This window comes from Bacillus cereus group sp. BfR-BA-01355 (assembly GCF_022663675.1).
Lineage (GTDB): Bacteria > Bacillota > Bacilli > Bacillales > Bacillaceae_G > Bacillus_A > Bacillus_A thuringiensis_S.
Map to the genome: position 1 here is coordinate 16679 of NZ_JAKUFY010000059.1, position 15963 is coordinate 32641.

A 15963-nucleotide genomic window follows, 5' to 3' on the forward strand; every position below is an offset into this window, starting at 1 on the left:
GGCTTGTAGTCCGTCTTATTCATCATCAATTGATTATCCTTTATGCGTTTAACTTAACACCCCAATCCTCATGATAGTATATTTTAAAGAAAATTAAGCAAAGCCCCCCTAAAGTGCCTTTCTCCGAATTGAAACCTATTAATTGATGTTAAGAAGATACGCATTGCCTAAATACGATAAAAAAAAGACGCCATAAGGCGTCCCCCACATTTGGGTAGATAAGACTTTAGTTTTCCAACCTGAAGAAATTATGTATCAGCTCTTTAAGATTATATCATAATATTTATCTATTTCTATATTCATCGTTACATATTACCGTAAACCCCTCTATTTCCCATTAGATAAAGTAAACTACAACTTTAAAAAATTTCAAAGCATGTGTTCACATATATCAGTGTAATTCATCAAAAGTTGATAGATTCACCATCCTTTCTGTAGATTTCTCAAAAAAATAGCGTGCTTCTCGGCTTTAGAGAGTTATCTCACCCCCAAAATAGTACTGCATCCCTAATAGTATAGAACTATTAAAAATTTATAAAAGAGTTTTTTACCGCGATTTTGCTCTGAAATTCCGCTTAACTCTCCTTTAATAAATTTAATATGCCATTCCCTATCCAAAATGGATAGGAGTTTTTCATTAATTGGGTATAACTGCTATCTATTTCAAAATTAAACCTTTTATAAATTATTTTAAGTTTTTCTTTATGGACCTAATGATTTCTCATTTCATTAAAATGGAATTATAAGAAAATATAGATTTTTCCCTTACTGAATATATACGAACTAATTGTAAACTCTAATCGATGTAATAACATGATGAAATTAGGAGGATTTATATATGACATTAAGAAATTATAATGTTTTAAAAGGAAAAGCTGTTAATACGGACGTAGCTAAGTCTGGAAAACCACATTTTGAAATCCATATTAAAGATGAACAGAACCACGATTACAGAATAGCTGTTAATATTAAGTCGGGAGCACGTCCATCTGAAGTCCTTTACTTTGCTAGTGAAAATTTCAATTCTGAACAAATTACCAAATTACCAAATTTAAATTCTGGATTTACTTCAATAACCGAAAATAATAGAGATATTGCTCTAGACTATATTCGTGGAGGCTTATTTGATCCAAAGAAAATGATTGCTCTTCCTCATAATAAACCAGGTGCTGATAATGATTTGAAGGAAAAAATAGAGGGCTACATAAATGAAGCAATGGATCAAAACGCAACTATTTACGCTTTTGGCGAGGCATGGGGACCTGAGGAAAATGAACCAGATAAATATTTTGGTTTTGTACCTGGTAGCGGTATACATGATATTCATATGAACCAAGGTAATATCGCTAGATGGAAATCTGATGATGGAGTATGGCAAGATGGCGGCCTTCTTATTCATTTTGAAGATGAAAATAGATGGGTAGGAATATTCTTAGCTTTCCAATCTCAATCTTGGTGTACAGATGAAGATGGCCACGCTACTAAACCAGCCAACCAATGTAACCATTTACATTCAAATCATTAAGTCATAACATGGGTACTTTTAGACATGCATTAAGTTGCATTCTAAAAGTACCCAAAATAAATGCTTTATCCATATATATTACCATTATATAAGGCTGACCTTATTTCATTTTCTAGTTATTGTTCCACGTAATTTCGAAACTACTTTTTAGGTTCCTTAATCTATCCCCTCTTCCATTTTCTATACTGAATCATAGTCTACACCTGATACACCACTTTCAATACAGTTGCATATGTAAATATATATAATAAAATATTAAAATTGACTTTCGAAATTGTCTTTCTCATATTATAAAAATCTAATATTCATTTTTAAATCTAATACATTTTTAGAATTAAATAATTATAATTCTCTAATCATAAAGTTATCATGGTGTATCTATACTTTCAATAATAATTCCAAATGGCATTTCCTTCCGAAGATAGCACGTAACTTCATATATATCAAAAATAAATCACTATAAAACATGTAAAATTACCAATTAATACTTGTATAAATAAATGAGTTCATTCACAAGTTATATTTGAAATACTGCTTTCTAAGAAAAATATAATTAAGGTGGTGAAACTATAAGAATGAAAACATCCATTTTTCCTGGTGGTACTAATGATTCTCATAACGAATTACATGTTTCTGACAATTTCCCTAATCACTCTTCACCTGTTAATTCTATACAATCACTAGTGAATCAACTAAGCGAAAATCAGTTCCGGTCATATTTAACCCACTTGGTTTCATATCCAACAAGATTTTCTACTAGTGCTTTTTATGAAGAAGCTGCAACATGGGCTCGTAAGATATTAGATGAAATGGGATATAAAACTAGTAGTGAAACAATCTCTGTAAATGATAAAAATAGCCAAAATATTATCGCTGACAAATTGGGTACGAATCGTAATGATGGAAACCATTTGATTATTCTTACTGCACATCTTGATTCAGTTAACCATAGTGGAGGGCCCTCATCTAATGCTCCTGGAGCTGATGATAATGGGAGTGGTAGTGCAGGAGTCCTTGAGATTGCTCGCATATTCAAAGACGTACCTACACAGCACGATCTTCGCTTTATCCTTTTTGGGGGAGAAGAACAAGGTTTATTAGGTAGTAAACAACATGTTGAAAATCTCACTACTCTTGATAAGAATCGAATTCGCGCAGTTATCAATATGGATATGATAGGAACATTAAACACGTCAACACCAGCAGTTTTAATTGAAGGTTCACCTTTATCAGAAGAGATCATTAATGGATTAAGAAATGTAGCATCTTTATATACCGATCTTGATGTCAAAATATCTCTTGAACCATTTGATAGCGATCATGTTTCTTTTCTTAATAAGGAGGTCCCTGCTGTTTTAACAATAGAGGGCGAAGACTCATTAAATCCTAATGAACATACCGCAAACGATACTCTTGAGCATATCCATTATCCACTTGCTCTTGATATTTTACGAATGAATGTAGCTTTTATTGCTTCTCAAGTTACAAATTTAGAATGAAAGAGGGAAATTTCATGAACAACTTTATCCATGAAGAAAGTTTCAATAACTCATCAGATGATTCTAAAGAAACTTCCCCTACCAGACGTAATTGTGGAACTATGAGTATGCACGAAAAATTATTGAGGGAATCAGAAGAATACAGAAAAGAGCGAGAAAAAATTGAAAAAATGACTGAAGAATATATTAAAAATAAAAAACGCTAAACATTTATATGATAACTTTTTAGTACTAAATTACCGTATATATTTACTAAAAATTTAAATACAATCTAAAGGAGAAATTACTATGACAAATCATACTAACTCATCAGAAAAAACAACTACACCTACTGTGCGTAGATGCGCAACTATAGATCTTCACCATAAGCTACTACAAGAGTCCGAACAATATAAAAATGCACGTGTTGAAATAGAAAGTATGACGAATGAATATCTCAATAGCGCACGTGTACAAGAAGAAAGACCCGTTGTCAAAATCCCTGTTGTAGTCCATGTTGTATGGAACACTGAGGAACAAAACATCTCTGAGGAACAAGTTCATAGTCAAATTGATGTTTTAAATCTTGATTTTCGTGCAGCGAACCCTGATATAGCAAACGTACCTTCTGTCTTTAAAGATTCTGTAAGTGACGCTAGAGTTGAATTCATTCTTGCTAAAAAAGATCCTAACGGAAATCAAACAAATGGTATCACTCGTACCCATACAACTAAGCAATCTTTTTTATATTCGGATGATTCTGTTAAATCAAAAAGTACAGGCGGAGCAGATGCATGGCCATCTGATAAATACTTAAACTTGTGGGTATGCCCTCAAATTTTAGATGAAGATGGTGAAGAGATCTTAGGATATGCACAATTTCCTGGAGGTCTGTCTGAAACGGATGGTGTTGTTATAGCATACACATGTTTTGGTACAACGGGTACTGCAACAAAACCCTACCATTTAGGTCGAACAGCTACGCATGAAATTGGACATTGGTTCAACTTATACCATATTTGGGGTGACGATCAACGTTCACCTAATATTTGTAGCGGTTCAGATAAAGTGGATGATACACCTAATCAAGGGAAACCAAATTACGAAAGACCAACATTCCCACACACTTCATGTAATAACGGCCCAAATGGAGATATGTTTATGAATTTTATGGACTATGTTTATGATGATACTATGTTTATGTTTACAAAAGGCCAAGTAGATCGTATAGATGCATGCCTTGCTGGACCACGTTCATCCTTTCTTACAAACTGATGCAGTTATCTAATTTTATAGCACTGTAGTTTTCGTGTTAAGTTATCAAAACACACCTGAAATAAGTACTCTTTGAACTACCCCCACTTTCACTTCTAAACGAAGTGAAAGTGGGGGTAGTTCAATAAATAGATAACAAATTATTATCTTGTTCCGACAGAAGGCCCCTCCTCAATTTTCATGAAAGATTAATCGCACCAGCAAATAGATGGGGAATGTTTGTCGGCTGGGGTAAGCTAACATATTCGCTACTATAGTCTGAATTTTCTTAGTATAAATTTTTAAAACGTGCTTCAATTTTATCTGGCTTCATTACCCCACCACCAATAGGAATAATTTGATTATCCTTTTGTAAAAGTAATGAAGGATAGCTATTAACCCCAAGTTGTCGAACCTTATTGAAATCATTTTGGACATCTACAATTGTTTCTTGCGCATTTAAACGCTCTATTACTTGTTCAGGGTCCAAACCATGCTCAATTGCAATCTTACGATATGTCTCAGGATCACTTAGACTTTTTCCTTCATAATAAAACGCTTTTTGCATAGCCGAAGTAAATTCTAACAAACGGTCTGGAGCTAATGAACGTAAAGCTGCAAAGCCAATTGCAGCATCTTTCGAATTCATTTTAAAATTACCTTCTTCCACCAATTTTTGATATGAAGGACCAAATTCTGCACCTGTAAGTTGATTTATTCTTTTATTTCCCTCTTCTATATATGAGAAATTTTTTATTGGTAGATCATCTAAAAATAATCCTCCACATATAACTGTTAACGGCATTTCAGTGTGTTCTTTGTAAAATCCTTTAATACTTTCTGAAAAACCATAGCACCATCCACAATATGCGTCCCATACGTATATAAGATTATCTTGTTTTGTCTCCATTTAAATCTCCTACCTTTATTTTTATTAACCAGTCCAGCTATCAATTAATATTCTCAGCTTACTTTCTGATTTATTAAGTACATCTTTTTTCATATCTTGTTCTTTTTTGAGGCACCTTACTATTCTCCCCAAAAACGAATCCTTCCAAAGAAGGACCAGCCAAAATTTTTATCAAAAGATAACACTAATGCATTAATCCTCTAAAGCAGGAAATACTACAATTCAGAAAATGCATTACCTTTCATCTTTTAATGACTTTCTAGATTGAGCAACAACGTGTGAGCCACCTTTTCTAAATAAATATACGAATCGTATTTTTACGTAAAGAAGAATTATGTGTAACCATTAAAGTTATAACATTTATGTAACTATATTAGTTACACCTAAATTAAAATTCAATTCTTTTTTACAAAAAACATTAAATTTCTACTATTACACATATAATGTATATTCTTTATATAATGAAATAATATTTTATATATGTCGAACAAGGGATGGCTTCCTGCCATCCCTTGTTCGAAGCCAATTAATCTCCCATCTACTCACACGCTCCTCGAGGAAGGTGTCTTCTTGGTTAAAATGATAAAACTTTAAGAAGACCTACAATTAAATTTCAAGTAATATGCAAAATAATACCAGTTAAAATAGATTTTGTTTTGTGATAAAACACCGCAAATACTATTCCCATACTCATTGCTGTAATTGGAAGACCACCATGCAACAGGCCGAATATTACTAAAGAAATATTACGCCAATAAACAATAGCACTATTATACTTAAAATAAAGATTACTAATTTTTTATACGTTAAGTTATCTTATTTTCTTTTCTAGCACTATCCTATCTCCTTTTATTTCATTCATGACCTGCTATCCACAACGATTTTATATAAAATCTAATTTTCTTAATATAAATTTCCAAACGGGTTCTTCCCCTGTAATAACAGAAGCTCTTCCTATCAATCCTGTATGAAGTTCTTGTAACTCTTGCTTTTCAATAGTTGCCTCTAGCTCATACATATATGCTTTCGAATCTTTATCAAAAATAGGGTGTGCTGATATATATGTGACTTGCCCCATTTGTTTGTCCGTATGTTTTAACTTAAATGAATATTGTATTTTGTCTCCTTTTTTAATTCCTTTTATTTCTTGGGCTGGCAACAAAATTTTCACTTTTTTCTCAGATTCTTTCGGAATAATTGAAACGACTTCTTGCCCCGGGTCAATTAAGTCACCTTGTTGTACGACCGAAGGAAATTGTACAATCCCATCCTTTATTGCTCTTATCGTTGTCGTTTCACTTTGATGATGTAAACCATCTAATTCCTGATTTTTAATAAATAGATCTTGTTCTACAGATTGAATACGCTGATTAATAGAAATAAACGCCTCTTCTTTATATCGATTTAAAGCATCTTTCTTTTGCCCCTGCTTTTCTTCTTTCAAAACATCCACTTTGTTTCTTTCCTGTTCTAATGCTTTTTTCCGCTGCTGGATACGTTTTTCCAGAGTGTTTTGTTGGGATTCCAAAATTTCTATTTTGTCATCATATGCTTTTTTTTGTTCTTCTAATATCTTCTCTTTCGTTTTTTGCTCCGTTAATACATTATCCCCCATTTTTTCTTCCTCTAATATGTTAGCTGTTGTTTTTTGTTCTTCTGATGTATTATCTCTTGTTTTTTGTTTCTTAATTAATTTTATTTCATTTTGTATATTTTCTTTTTCTACAAGTAGCCCTTGCAGAACCTCATCTTGTTCGTTTGACATTTTACTATTTTCTACAGCTGTTACTTCATGTTCTTTTTCATTTTGTAAAGCTTGGTACCCTTGCTCATAGGCTTTATATTCTTCCCTAATTTTTATGTCTACTTTATCAGAAAACGAGGGAGAATGAGATTGGATACTCGTTTTCAACTGTACTAACATCTCTTTTTGCTTTTCTAAGTGTTTTACAACTTGATCCACTTGATTTTGTTTATCTGTTAATTCCCGATTTTTTAATTCTAGTAAGGTATCCCCTTTTTTCACTTCATCACCCGACTTGACGGCAACTTTATCCACAACACCGACAATCTGTGTACGAGATACACTCGCATCAGATTTCCCTTGTATCATTGCAGTTCCTTTACTAACAATATCTACCTTTCCAATATACGCCCAAATAGCAAAAGTTAATAAACTTATCAAAAGGAACATAAGCAATCCAGTTATAAAACGAGGTGGTTTTCTTTCTAATAATTCTACACTATCCGTTAACTGATCAAACGAATAAATTCTACTCATATTGAGCACCTCTCATTGCGTTAGATTCTATATGTTCTACATGGACGGTTTGATTCTTCCATAGACGATAATATTCTCCTTTATAGAATAATAATTCTTCATGAGAACCTCTTTCTATAATATTTCCTTTTTCCATTACAAGAATTTGATTTGCATGTTGAATTGTACTTAAGCGATGAGCAATCATAATTACAGTGACTCCTTGTGCTCCTAATTCCTTCAACATATCAGTAATATGTTTTTCGGTTGTAGAATCTAAGTTACTTGTCGCTTCATCTAATATCAAGATATTAGGTTTTTTCAATAACGCTCGTGCAATTGCTAAACGTTGTCTTTGTCCACCTGATAAATTCGAAGCATTTTCTTCTAACAAAGTTTCATAACGAAGAGGCAATTCACTTACAAAATCATGCACAGCAGCTAGTTTACATACCTGTATAATTTCCTCTAATGTAACTTGTTGCTCTAAACCAAAACATAAATTTTCATAGATAGAAGCACTAAAGAAAAATGACTCTTGTGAAACATATGCAATTCGATCTCGTAATGCATTACGATTTATCTCTTTAATATGAAAGTCATCATAATATATTTCACCTTGTTGCGGAGAATGATAATGCATTAACAATTTTGATATCGTTGTTTTACCTGATCCACTTTCTCCTACAAACGCTACTTGACTACCTGGTTCAATTGAAAAACTTATATTATTCAGTACATTCATACGTGTTCCATAACGGAATGAAACACCAGAAAATTGAATCTTACCTGATAATTGTTTCGGGGATATTTTATTATCCTCTGTTTCACTTTTTTCTTGATCTAAATCTAAAATTTCATTTAATCGTTCTCCAGCAACTAGTGCAGATTGCATGGTAGGCTGAATACTAATTAAATTTTCAATTGGATTTAAAAAATATGCCAATAGCGCATTATATGTAATTAATTCTCCTATTGTCATATTCCCTTTTAATACTTGTACAGCACCAACCCAAATAATGATAGTCCCTCCAATTAACTCAAGTCCCATCTTTATAGAGCTTTGTAAATTAGATAACATACCTCTTCTAAATACATGTCTTAGCAAATTTACAAAACGGCTTTCTGTTTGAAAGAATACTTCTTTCTCTGCATTATAAGACTTGATTGTAGCAATACCATTTAAAGATTCTACTAAATAAGAATTTAATTTTGCATTACTTTCCATCTCTTCTCGATTAATCGATTGATATGGCTTATGAAAAGTAAAAATTATACCTATATAAAAAGGTACGAGTAATATAGTCACGCCAAATAATATGGAACTATGCATATATAATAAGATTGCTCCTAATGTAACCATTAATGTATCGATCATTAAGGTAACTGTTATCGTTGATAATGCATCACGAATTTTACTTGCATCCATAAATCGTGAAATAATCTCTCCCACTTTTCTTGTTTCAAAAAAATTCATGGGTAATCCGATAACATGACGATAATACCCAAGCATTAATTGAATATCTATTCGTCTACTTAAATATAAAATTAAGTGTGTACGGAAATATGAAAGGAGAACCTTAAATACATATAAAATAATTATTCCAACTGATACAATGTGAAGTGTCTGCAATAACTGATTGGTTACAATATCATCAATTAAAAATTTAAAATAAAAAGCTCCTAGCAAACCAAAAATATTAAAAAAGATAGAAGCAAAAAATAACGGTAATAATAAATTTTTTTGCTCTTTTAATAAAGATAGGAACTTATAAATTATAGGTTTGGATTTGTCGCCTTTTTTAAAATCTTTCCCAGGGGTCATTAATACAAGAACACCCGTCCACATTTGACCGAATTCTTCTAAAGAATATACAACGTAATCTTTATCTGGATCAGCAACATAAATTTTATTCTTTTTTATTTTATGAATTACTACATAATGAAGAAAACCACCATTTACTACAACATGAGCAATTGCAGGTAACGGAATTTCCAATAAAGCCTCTAGATTTGTCGCCTTTACACCTTTGACTTCAAATCCTAATTTTTCACCAGCTTCTATTAACCCTTTTATATTAGTTCCTTGCAAATCTGTACCCGCTACCTCTCTAATTTTAGAAATAGGCATATTCATTCCATAATAACGCGAAATCATTGTAAGGCACGCTGGACCGCAATCTTTTAAATCTTGTTGTTTAACGTAAGGGAATTTTTTCTTAAGCAAAATTGCAACCTCTCTTCCAGTTATTCAAATATAACATTACCTATTATATCTAAATATAAAAAAAAGGGAAAAAATATGTAATTTTGCATATTAACTTTTTCAAAATAATATTTCGTGTTATATTTTCATTGTTGTTTTTATGCATAGAATAACATTATAAAAATCTTAATATCTTTATATTAAGAATAAGGAGGAATTACTAATGGAAGTAAAAAATAATAACATTACCCCATTAACTGAAAATGAACTTAATGAACTTAATGGTGGTGGATATGGATCTACTTTAGCAACAACTGCTGGCGTATGGGGTGTACGTGGTGCAATCGTTGGCGGTCCTGAAGGCGCTGTAATTGGAGCAACTGCTGGCGTTCTTTGGGGAACTGCAGGTTATCTTGCAAATTCAGCAATTAAAGGTAAATGGGCATAAGAAGGAGGAATTATAATGAATACACAATTTAACAACGAAAACTTACAAAACTTAAGCGATACTGAATTACTAAATGTAAATGGTGGAGGCTGGCGTGATCACGCTGGAACAGCAGCTGGTTCAATTATTACAGGTGTTGGCGCTGCGGTAGTATTTGGATCTGGTCCAGTCGGTGCAGCAGTTGGTCTTGCAGGAGCACTTATTTTATCTAATCCAAGTAAAGTTAGCTAATTATCCTATAAAAAGTATCCCTATTTTAATCATAGGGATACTTTTTATAATTTAGTGAATTTCTTCATCAGCTTTTTTTTGAGAATACTTTCTATACATATACATGAATAAATAAAAACCTAGGGTAGCCATTGTATAACTGATAAATTGAGTGAAAAACTCTTTAAAAGTTAATGGAAGAGAGTATTGACCTAACAAATACCCAAGTATAAACCATAGAATACCTAAACATACAAAATCCAAGAATATAACAAATTTTTTATTATAATAATTTCGTTTTTTCAAAAGTATGCCTTTTCGAGCAACCTTTACTGTATAGTAAATGCCACTTACAAAAAACGAAATAACAAGACATATTTGGGTTATAACTAAATCATTTAAGATTAAGGATATTATGGTTCCCGTTATTGCAAGAATGCTTGCGATCATAAAACTTTGATGCCCTATTTGGTGTAGTTCTTTTTCTATACGTTCATCATACATTATTTAAAATCTCCTTTATCATTTTCTTTTTCTGTCCAAAATATATCGTCTAATGATTTGTTTAATGTATAACAAATCTGTAAACATAAACTTAAACTAGGGTTATATTTACCCTTTTCTATTAATCCAATAGTTTGTCGTGTAACTCCGATAATTTTTGCCAATTCCTCTTGCGTCAAATTAGATTTAACTCTTTCGATTTTCAATTTTGATGTACCCATTTATCTCACCACCTCACACTGTTTAATAGTAGATATGTATTTATGTAACATATACATTACTTTATGTAATATATATGTTACACTATAGATATTACAATGTAAAGTTAAACAAATAAAAATATATTATTTAAGGAAGATATCATATGAGAAACATAAATATTTTTTTCACTAAACTAACTATACCCCAGTTCATTTTTGTCATGACTATTTTATCATTTTTACTTCCCGCTCTCCCTTCTATAACCTTGGGTGGGTTAAGTGAAAATCCCATTGAAAAAAGTTCTATTACCTCACAAATTATAAATGGTAGTATAGTATATCCTTTATTAGAAACTATAATTTATCAACCCTTCTTATTTTGGGCTTTACGTCGTAACTTCTTTTTAAAAGAAAATGATTGGTTAATTATCTTAGTATCAGCTTCTATTTTTGGTATAAGTCATAATTTTGGAATAGCATATATATTGTACACAATGTTATTAGGCTTAATTTTTTCTTATTCATATTGGATATATGAAGAATCCGATAAAAAATTATTCATTTTCAAAAGATCCTTTTGGATTGTGTTTAGTATTCATTCATTACACAATTTACTTACACTTTGCTTAAAGTAATGGAGTTAAGTAAAATTTGTTATATCTTAATTCTTATTAGTTATATCTTTTATAGCTTAAAGAGGTTTATAACTATTATGATGTTGATTACTCAAAAAAAACACCTTATAAAATACATTGCTTTTTGAAATGATATACAGCAACTCGATACAAGTGTTTTCATATGGTAATTTTTTGGGGGAATTGTTCTATAAATCCTAACAATTAATTGGAAAATAAAACAACTTTAGTAGATTACAGGTATGAGTGGCAAAATAAAGAGGATTTCAAATTCTTTAAAAGGATCGCTCAATTATATAAATTGCCAACTTCAAGTAGAACTTGAAATTTATCAATTTTATGGCACAGATCATTATTTTGAATAATCACTTTCCTTATGTAAATTTCTTTTCAATTGAAAAAAGCACCTTTATTTTGATATGTATGATTACTTAACCTCATATAACCACTTAAGAAATATTATTTCATAAGTGGTTATATGAGGTTAAAGTGTTATTTTTATTAAAAGTTGTTAACTATCTAGATATGACCTTATGGAAATTTACTTTTAAAAATTAACTAGCTTATATATCTACATACAAACAATTTTAAATTTCATTTTTTTAATAATAATTCATCAAGTTTCTTTTCAAAAGCGTCAATTTCCAAATCACTTTTTATCATTTTATCAATATCATAATTAACAATAAAATCCTTAACCTGATTATCAAATAAAATTCCTGAGCTATATTTTTTTCGAAACCATTGCTGTTGTTTTAATATTTTATACTTTTTCTTAAACACTTTTTGTTTCTTGGAAGGGATTAAAAGAAAAAGCTGTCCTATTAACGCTCCTATAAATTCAATCATTACTTTCAACTTCCTTTCTTCTGTAATTACCATTAAACTAATAAAACTTATAGCTATTTTTAACAAAATTAAAGCAAAAAATAGTTATTGATCTTGTAAACTGATAATCTTATTTTAAACTTGTAGAAAATTATTGTTAAAAAATATATAGATGAGTATAAATCACTCATCTATAGTTTAGCAATGATAAAAACAAATAATAGACTATATTATTAGCAAATATGCATAATTGCATATTTGCTAATTTAGGCATCATAATATTAACAATAGCTACATCAATATGATTTTCTTCTAAACAGCTTAAAGCAGCAACACTATTCGGAGCCTCTAAAAAACTTTAAAAGATTAATAATATCTTTGTCATCATCAACCATTAATATGTTTTTCCAATATCAAAAAATGAAATTTCATTTTGTAAATATAGCGCCTTTGCAATTTCATTTGCTGCATTTAAGACAGCAGGTATTGTACCACTAATTACCCCTGATTCATACGCATAATGTAAGCAAGAGAATTTTTTGAAATCTGTTTTTTCAAAGTGTAGGCTAGCTATCTAAAGTTAAACAAATAAGATTGAATAAATGTAGAACTCAGGTTTCTTAGTTAGGATCTTTAAATACTGTCTAATTCACAAGGGTTGCTGCATAAAGTTGACACTCTCCCCCCGCTAAAGGGGGCAGCTGACTAAAATCCTGCGTGGACTTTCCCGTATCGTAAATTCTGTAACCCCTTTTCATAATTATTGACTTACTTTTACTATCTCCTTTAAATATCTTTGCATATTTTGATTTACTGCATAGACATAACATCCATTTATCCCACGAGATAATAGCACGTAATAAATACGTTTAATATAGGATGTTAACTCCTCATTATTTATATCTGTTCCCTTAATTGGAAGACCATTTCGATCTTTATATTCTTTTGGGTTCACTACAATTTTAGCTTTATTTAAATCATAGTCTCCATTTTCTTCACCTGTATAGTCACAATCAATTTCAGCTCCTAAAATCACACCAACATAATTTAAATCCGCACCTTGGGTAGTATGTATACATCCTATTTCCTCTATACTATTTTCAAAGTTAATCCAACCTTTTACCTTTGAGTTCCATTTGAATGTATCGCCTGTAACAGGATCTTTTATATCATAATGATTTTTGTCCTTCTGTGTAATCCATTTCCAAGAATAACCCGCGACTACACGACATAATTCATATTTTTCATTTAACGCTTTCATAGATTGATTCAACTCTGTAATAGAGTCCATTACCTTAAAGTCATAACCCCGCAATAACCCTTCTTCATACACTCCAACATTATTTGCTATTTGTAAATATTTACGAAGCCATGCTAAATATTGATCTCCAGATTTTAAACGGAATTGTTTATGTAAAGGATGCCTCTTATAATTCGCTGTCAACTGCTGGAATACATCTGTATCTATATCTGCTGGTCGAATTGTTTGGTATGGATCATAAACCACAGTTAAGTGATACGCAAATGTTTCTATTAATTCCAACTCAGTTGTATAACCATTATCGGTGACTAAATGTTTTAAATCACGTGCTTGTTTACCAAAATATTGTTTTAGACGATGTGCTTCGTCCACAAAAACATATTTATATTTTGTGCCCCTACTTTTTGCCTGCTTAATAAATTGTGAAGGTGACAGTACTGTAATACTTTGTAGACCTAGTTTGTTCATCAAGCTCTTATATAAATTTAATGAGTGATTTTGTGGAACAACAAGTGCTATATCCTTATAATTCAATCCCTCTCTCGCTTTACCAGTTTCACTGTCATAAGCAAGCGCATATAAGATGTTTGTTAATACAATTGTTTTACCAGTACCCGGGTCCCCTGTAATCAAATGTCGACTATTTGATGTAGTAAGCATTGTATTAAAAATGTCTTTACAAACCTCAATTTGATTAGCCGATAACTCTTTAAACGGTGAATATTTATAAATAAATTTATTATGTATCTCACCTAAATTCTCACTTGCTACCCCTTCTTTAATTAACTCATTCCAAATTTCTTTAAACATACTTTGAACATCTTCAATTCCGTTATAAGAATGAATCTTTTGGCCTCTTACTTTATTCAGTAAGTTAAATTTATCATCTGCAGATAAATATTCAATTAACAATGTTTCAATATGCTTAATTGAACTTTCATTAAATAATTCACTTTTTATTACAATAACTTCATTGAATGTTTTAGCTTCATCACTTATATGTGCAACAAAACGCTCATATATATCTGTAGACTTACCTACATATAAATTCTTCTTATCCCGCTGAATATAGACTACTGGTAGTCCATCTATTTTAGGATCTCTGATACAACCTTGCTCAAACTCTTTTCGCTTCTTTTTAATTATGTAAAATGAAGATAATTTTGCTGCAAATGATAGCATTTGAATAACTCCCTACTTTTTAATTTTAAGAATACTTAAGGATGTGTGTATTTCATACTTTTGAAATACAATCCGTACATCCAAATCATGATCTCAACCATCTGCTTTCTCATAACCATTTTAAAAAACTGTAAAACGATTATCGCTTTACAGTTCGTTATATTTTTTATTACTTCCAAATGCTTTTTCTACAGGATATTTCTCTGCATTCTTTTCCAACTTAGCATGTACTACTTCTTCTAGATCGATATCTAATTTATCACTTAGCATAAGTAAATAAATCATTACATCGGCCATTTCTTCTTTTATTTCCTGCATTTTCGTCTCTGTTGCTTCTTCACTAGACTTCCATTGGAAAGTCTCAAGTAACTCTGATGCTTCTAAATTTAAGGAAATTGCTAGATCCTTCGCATTATGAAATTGCCCCCAATTTCTCTCATCTCGAAATTTTATTACTGCCTTTTGCAAATCTTCCATCACTATTAATCTCCTCTCAATTACTTATTATCTCTTTAAAACAAAATTCATTACATCTGGAATTCCATCTAATTAACCTTAATCCAAATATAATTATCTTCATATTTAACATTTAATTTTGATCGAATTCCCTTCATATAGTCCTCTAATTGTCTTTTGACACTCCCACGGCTAAATCCGCAAGTCCTATACCTTACGGTGTAACGGATGGGATTCTTGAATGACTAAGCATTCACAGTCCATTTCTGTTTTGAACAGCCTTCAAGATGAGGGTGTGCCATCACCCCTCCTAAGACAGACCATATAGGTTCTTAGGCTGATTGACTATTACCGCCAACCACAGTTACGTAGCGAATATTCATCGCCCCAACAATATCACGATGTTTCTCAAACCCACATTGGCACTTGTATTTTCTGTCTTGCGCCTTGTTCTTTCCAGAACATTTCGGACATGTTTGACTTGTATAAGAAGGGTTCACATATTCGACCTTTATGCCAACTAATGTCGCTTTGTACTCGATGAATTGTGCTAAACGATGGAATGACCAAGTGTGTAGATTTTTTTCGTTTTTACGGCTTGTTCGT

Annotated in this window: 16 protein-coding genes and 2 pseudogenes; 7 read left to right on the forward strand and 11 right to left on the reverse strand. The window is 31.3% G+C overall.

Annotated features, from left to right (window positions below; genetic code table 11):
• Nucleotides 1-838 precede the first annotated feature (838 nt).
• The 4 genes from MR167_RS18990 to MR167_RS19005 all read left to right on the forward strand — a co-directional run bounded on the left by MR167_RS18990 (nucleotide 839) and on the right by MR167_RS19005 (nucleotide 4278).
• Nucleotides 839-1525: a YukJ family protein gene (locus MR167_RS18990; RefSeq protein ID WP_086398140.1), complete on the forward strand. Its 687-nt coding sequence runs from the start codon at nucleotides 839-841 to the stop codon at nucleotides 1523-1525.
• A 575-nt stretch (nucleotides 1526-2100) separates the two neighbouring features.
• Nucleotides 2101-3024, forward strand: a complete 924-nt coding sequence (locus MR167_RS18995; protein ID WP_086398139.1) for a M28 family metallopeptidase — start codon at nucleotides 2101-2103, stop codon at nucleotides 3022-3024.
• Between the two features lie 14 nt (nucleotides 3025-3038).
• On the forward strand, nucleotides 3039-3230 hold the full coding sequence (locus tag MR167_RS19000; RefSeq protein WP_001058667.1) for a hypothetical protein: 192 nt from the start codon (nucleotides 3039-3041) through the stop codon (nucleotides 3228-3230).
• Nucleotides 3231-3312: 82 nt separating this feature from the next.
• A complete protein-coding gene (locus MR167_RS19005; protein ID WP_242315238.1) occupies nucleotides 3313-4278 on the forward strand; it encodes a zinc metalloprotease in 966 nt (321 codons plus the stop codon).
• Between the two features lie 268 nt (nucleotides 4279-4546).
• Here the strand turns inward: MR167_RS19005 and MR167_RS19010 are convergent, their stop codons facing one another.
• The 4 genes and pseudogenes from MR167_RS19010 to MR167_RS19025 form a co-directional block, all read right to left on the reverse strand.
• The gene (locus MR167_RS19010) at nucleotides 4547-5167 is read right to left on the reverse strand and encodes a DsbA family protein (RefSeq protein WP_242315241.1); all 621 of its coding nucleotides are present in this window, start codon (nucleotides 5165-5167) and stop codon (nucleotides 4547-4549) included.
• Between the two features lie 613 nt (nucleotides 5168-5780).
• Nucleotides 5781-5912: pseudogene (locus MR167_RS19015) on the reverse strand (CPBP family glutamic-type intramembrane protease); the annotation flags it as partial.
• Nucleotides 5913-6050: 138 nt separating this feature from the next.
• Nucleotides 6051-7448 carry a putative HlyD family type I secretion protein gene (locus MR167_RS19020; RefSeq protein ID WP_242315242.1) on the reverse strand — a complete coding sequence of 466 codons (1398 nt, stop codon included), beginning with the start codon at nucleotides 7446-7448 and terminating at the stop codon, nucleotides 6051-6053.
• Nucleotides 7441-9654 carry a peptidase domain-containing ABC transporter gene (locus tag MR167_RS19025; RefSeq protein WP_242315244.1) on the reverse strand — a complete coding sequence of 738 codons (2214 nt, stop codon included), beginning with the start codon at nucleotides 9652-9654 and terminating at the stop codon, nucleotides 7441-7443. Before MR167_RS19025 ends, MR167_RS19020 begins: the two co-directional genes overlap by 8 nt.
• A gap of 202 nt (nucleotides 9655-9856) precedes the next feature.
• Here MR167_RS19025 and MR167_RS19030 point away from each other — a divergent pair, with 202 nt between their 5' ends.
• The gene (locus tag MR167_RS19030; RefSeq protein WP_000453242.1) at nucleotides 9857-10081 is read left to right on the forward strand and encodes a hypothetical protein; all 225 of its coding nucleotides are present in this window, start codon (nucleotides 9857-9859) and stop codon (nucleotides 10079-10081) included.
• Between the two features lie 15 nt (nucleotides 10082-10096).
• Entirely contained in the window at nucleotides 10097-10312 is a 216-nt protein-coding gene (locus tag MR167_RS19035) for a hypothetical protein (RefSeq protein WP_001095955.1), read from the forward strand.
• Between the two features lie 51 nt (nucleotides 10313-10363).
• Here MR167_RS19035 and MR167_RS19040 read toward each other — a convergent pair whose 3' ends face one another.
• Nucleotides 10364-10795 carry a DUF6773 family protein gene (locus tag MR167_RS19040; RefSeq protein WP_242315246.1) on the reverse strand — a complete coding sequence of 144 codons (432 nt, stop codon included), beginning with the start codon at nucleotides 10793-10795 and terminating at the stop codon, nucleotides 10364-10366.
• A complete protein-coding gene (locus tag MR167_RS19045; RefSeq protein ID WP_000537291.1) occupies nucleotides 10795-11016 on the reverse strand; it encodes a helix-turn-helix transcriptional regulator in 222 nt (73 codons plus the stop codon). Before MR167_RS19045 ends, MR167_RS19040 begins: the two co-directional genes overlap by 1 nt.
• A gap of 143 nt (nucleotides 11017-11159) precedes the next feature.
• Between MR167_RS19045 and MR167_RS19050 the strand changes: the two genes are divergently transcribed.
• Nucleotides 11160-11630 carry a CPBP family intramembrane glutamic endopeptidase gene (locus MR167_RS19050; RefSeq protein ID WP_242315248.1) on the forward strand — a complete coding sequence of 157 codons (471 nt, stop codon included), beginning with the start codon at nucleotides 11160-11162 and terminating at the stop codon, nucleotides 11628-11630.
• Between the two features lie 594 nt (nucleotides 11631-12224).
• Here the strand turns inward: MR167_RS19050 and MR167_RS19055 are convergent.
• From MR167_RS19055 to MR167_RS19075, 5 genes and pseudogenes are all read right to left on the reverse strand, one after another.
• On the reverse strand, nucleotides 12225-12479 hold the full coding sequence (locus tag MR167_RS19055) for a hypothetical protein (RefSeq protein WP_242315250.1): 255 nt from the start codon (nucleotides 12477-12479) through the stop codon (nucleotides 12225-12227).
• A gap of 379 nt (nucleotides 12480-12858) precedes the next feature.
• Nucleotides 12859-13032 (reverse strand): annotated as a pseudogene (locus MR167_RS19060) (1-deoxy-D-xylulose-5-phosphate reductoisomerase); the annotation flags it as partial.
• A 186-nt stretch (nucleotides 13033-13218) separates the two neighbouring features.
• Complete coding sequence (locus MR167_RS19065) at nucleotides 13219-14901, reverse strand: DUF2075 domain-containing protein (protein WP_242315252.1); 1683 nt, start codon at nucleotides 14899-14901, stop codon at nucleotides 13219-13221.
• A 147-nt stretch (nucleotides 14902-15048) separates the two neighbouring features.
• Nucleotides 15049-15378, reverse strand: a complete 330-nt coding sequence (locus MR167_RS19070) for a nucleotide pyrophosphohydrolase (protein WP_000389841.1) — start codon at nucleotides 15376-15378, stop codon at nucleotides 15049-15051.
• A gap of 311 nt (nucleotides 15379-15689) precedes the next feature.
• Nucleotides 15690-15963, reverse strand: a 274-nt coding sequence (locus tag MR167_RS19075; protein ID WP_242315254.1) for a transposase, incomplete at its 5' end; no start/stop codon positions are given.